Origin of the sequence: Shewanella sairae, from assembly GCF_023283535.1 — a bacterium.
Classification (GTDB): domain Bacteria; phylum Pseudomonadota; class Gammaproteobacteria; order Enterobacterales; family Shewanellaceae; genus Shewanella; species Shewanella sairae.
The window spans coordinates 1-1,226 of the sequence record NZ_JAKILT010000182.1 but is presented as its reverse complement, the minus strand read 5'-3'; the positions used below and the strand labels follow the sequence as shown (position 1 = coordinate 1,226).

General features: G+C 36.8%; 1 protein-coding gene. It reads left to right on the top strand.

The window, feature by feature from the left end:
* Window positions 1–530 precede the first annotated feature (530 nt).
* Complete coding sequence (locus L2748_RS23965) at window positions 531–1,127, top strand: glutathione S-transferase family protein (protein ID WP_248957824.1); 597 nt, start codon at window positions 531–533, stop codon at window positions 1,125–1,127.
* The last annotated feature ends 99 nt before the right edge of the window (window positions 1,128–1,226 follow it).

The following is a 1,226-nucleotide window of genomic DNA, read 5'->3' as shown; positions in this document are numbered from 1 at the left end:
GCTCCTAGGTTCATCTGGTGATACAGATGGTCCACTCTATTAAGCGGTGGACAGCGCTTCATACGACCTCATGTCGCACGCCCCTTTATCAGTTTCACTACAACAAGTGTTGAGTAGCAGATGTGACCTTTGCTAATAGAAAACCTAATATGAAAAGCTTATGCATAGTCTCATCTTTTGATGACAGAGCGCATCTTTACACTAGCAGTATATATAAACAGTTATAATAAGCATTGTGAATTTTCAGCATTATTTTGGTGTAAGAAGGAAAGCGATTTGGAGTTAACAACTGCTAAGTGCCTGTTTAAAAACATTTCTCCCCAATAGTTAAATCAAATCACGTCACAAATAAGTAAATTCTGGTTTTTACCATCAGAAGAGTCAGAGGGTTTGCAGTGAAATTCATTTTAAATTTTTGATTTAAAATGAGTTTAGGGCTAGATTGTTCGCATGGAATTAACTAGGCTGACTGTTCTTATTCGGAATTCAGCCTAATATACTGTTAAATGTAATCGTCAAGGAGGGCGTAAATGAAAGTATATGGTGACCTACAATCAGGAAACTGTTTAAAAGTTAAGATGTTACTATCGTTTTTAAATATTAAGCATGAGTGGATTCATGTGAACATTTTAGATGGTGAAACAAAAACAACTGAATTTCTATCTAAATACCCGAATGGAAAAATTCCTGCGGTTGAATTAGATGATGGACGTTATCTGTGCGAATCAAATGCAATTTTAGGGTATTTTTCTGAAAATACAGCATTTCTACCAAAAGATACGTACTTGAAAGCAAAGGTATATGAATGGTTGTTCTTTGAACAATACAGTCATGAGCCATTCATTGCTGTAGCTCGTTTTATTCAAAAATATTTAGGTATGCCAAAAGAAAGAGAAGCTGAATATGTTTCACTTCAAGAGGGTGGTCATAAAGCTCTACAATTAATGGAAAGACAATTGAGTAAAACTAAGTTTCTAGTTGGTGATGGAATGACAATTGCTGATATTTCTCTTTATGCTTATAGTCATGTTGCAGATGAAGGTGGTTTCGATCTAACTCAATATCCAGCAATTCAAAATTGGTGTCATCGTATTCAATCAACACCAGGATACGTAGGTATGGCGTAAATTACATTTAATCGGGTAGCCGGAGGTATCTAGCCTCCAGCCCCCACACCACCCTGCATGCGGCTCCGCACAGGGCGGTTCATTTAGAACACCTAATTC